Annotated in this window: 2 protein-coding genes and 1 pseudogene; 2 read left to right on the top strand and 1 reads right to left on the bottom strand. The window is 62.5% G+C overall.

The window, feature by feature from the left end; translation table 11 throughout:
• On the bottom strand, positions 1-422 hold a 422-nt coding region (locus C5F46_RS16030; RefSeq protein WP_107326292.1), incomplete at its 3' end, for a TetR/AcrR family transcriptional regulator.
• A gap of 80 nt (positions 423-502) precedes the next feature.
• Here C5F46_RS16030 and C5F46_RS16025 point away from each other — a divergent pair.
• Both C5F46_RS16025 and C5F46_RS16020 read left to right on the top strand, forming a co-directional pair.
• Positions 503-991 carry a cytochrome b gene (locus C5F46_RS16025; RefSeq protein WP_107326291.1) on the top strand — a complete coding sequence of 163 codons (489 nt, stop codon included), beginning with the start codon at positions 503-505 and terminating at the stop codon, positions 989-991.
• A 3-nt stretch (positions 992-994) separates the two neighbouring features.
• A pseudogene (locus tag C5F46_RS16020) lies at positions 995-1,591 on the top strand (efflux RND transporter periplasmic adaptor subunit); the annotation flags it as partial.

Raw genomic sequence — 1,591 nt, 5'->3', positions numbered from 1 at the left:
ATGGCCTGCAGATTTGCCACCAGATGCGCCTGATACTGCATCAGAACCCCACGAAACCGGTCGCGCAGGGCGGCATTGTCCACGTTCAATTCGCGGGAATGCAGAATGGCCGGAAGCGCAGGGGTTTGCTCGATCTGCTGCAACTGCGCGGCGATCAGCGCCTTTAGTCGTGCTTGCGGGCTTTCGCTGCTATTCACGGCATGCCGCCACGCGCATTCCAGCCGATCTGCGATGGCGTCCCCGACGGCGGTCCAGAGTTCCGCCTTTGTCGGGAAATGCCGGAATATCGCGGCTTGGGTCACGCCGACCTCTTGCGCGATGTCATTGGTTGTCAGCCGGTCAGGGCCGATGCGGTCGGCCAAGTCCAGAACGGCAGCAACGATTTCCGTCTTGCGATCCTCAGCTGATTTGCGACGTAACATGGAGCGCCCCTTGTAAGTAAGTAATCACTAACATAATCTGCAAGGCAAGCAAGCTGATTCGCCAGAGCGATTGGACCGCCATGCCAAGCCCCAAAGGATACACCCGTCTTCAGATTGCATTGCACTGGGCTGCGGCCTTGCTGATCGTGCAGCAATACCTGTTCAAAGATGCCATTGCAGCCGCGTGGGACGCGACGACGAAAGGTCTGGAAACCGCCTTCAATCCGCTGGTTCTGACCCATGTCGCAGGCGGGGCATTGGTCATGCTGTTCGCGCTGTGGCGGCTGTCGATCCGGGTGCGGCGCGGCGCGCCTGCCATGGTCGGAGACAATGCCGCTCAGCGCGCCTTGGCAAAGGCCGCTCATGTCGGCCTTTATGCGCTGATGATCCTGATGCCGCTTAGCGGATCGATGGCCTGGTTCGGCGGTGTCGATCTGGCTGCGCAAGGGCACAACGTGCTGAAGATCGCACTTCTGGCGCTTGTGGCGTTGCATGTTGTGGGCGCGCTGTATCATCACTTCGTGCTGAAGGATGGCCTGATCAACCGCATGCGCCGGGCCGAGGGCTGAGCGATGCGCAGAACCTGGATCCTTGGCGCAGTTGCACTGGCTGGTTTGGCGGCAGGTGGTTGGTTTCTGACCGAACGGCCCTTGACTGTGACGGTTGTCGCGGCTGAAACCGGAGTGCCCTTGCGCCTTTATGGCCTGGGTTCTGTCGAGGCCCGGATCCTGTCGCGCGTCGGTTTCGAAGTTGGCGCGGCATTGGTGTCGGTGTCGGCAGATGCAGGGGATGCGGTAAAGGCCGGACAGGAACTGGCCGCCTTGCATCCGGCAGAACAGGAAGCGCGTGTCGCGCGGGCGCAGGCGGCTGTTGCGGCCAATGCCGCCGGTCAGTCCAAGGCTGATGCCGCAGTGGCGCGGGCGCAGGCAGTTCTGGCGCAGCGCATTGCCGCGAATGATCGGCAAAAGGAGCTGGCGCGGCAGGACGTCGCCTCTGTTCAACGGGCCGAGGAAGCGCTGCGCGACGAAGATGTGGCGCGGGCCGAACTGGCGCTGGCCGAGGCCGATCTGGCGGTGATCCGCGCGCAGGGCGCAGATGCAGCGGCCGCCTTGCAACTGGAACAAACATTGCTCGCCCATCACCGGCTGGTCGCACCCTATGATGCGGTT

Origin of the sequence: Phaeovulum veldkampii DSM 11550, from assembly GCF_003034995.1 — a bacterium.
Classification (GTDB): Bacteria; Pseudomonadota; Alphaproteobacteria; order Rhodobacterales; family Rhodobacteraceae; genus Phaeovulum; species Phaeovulum veldkampii.
Note: the sequence above shows the minus strand (reverse complement) of the source record. Positions and strands in the feature narration are given on the sequence as shown.